The 229-nt window shown below is 64.6% G+C and carries 1 protein-coding gene; it reads right to left on the reverse strand.

Annotated elements, in window-relative coordinates; all coding sequences use genetic code 11:
• On the reverse strand, window positions 1–229 hold a 229-nt coding region (locus SB658_RS28195), incomplete at both ends, for a hypothetical protein (protein ID WP_410603915.1).

Below are 229 nucleotides of genomic sequence, written 5' to 3' on the forward strand. Positions count from 1 at the left end.
CGTTGAAGTACACGCCGGCGATCGTCTTGTCGTCGTTGGTCGCGGGAAGCGTGCCTGCGAGGCGGGTGTCCGACATCATCGCCTCGATGTCGGGGTTCGACGACCAGATCTTCATCCGGCTCTCATCGCTCGCCTGACGCAGAGCGTCGAACAGCGCGAGGGGGTTCTCGACGCCTGCTGTCAGCGTGGCGAAGATCTGCGCGGCGGCGGAGGCGAAGAAGAGATCCTG

The sequence above is a fragment of the Bacillus sp. SIMBA_008 genome (assembly GCF_046535495.1).
Taxonomy (GTDB): Bacteria; Bacillota; Bacilli; order Bacillales; family Bacillaceae; genus Bacillus; species Bacillus subtilis.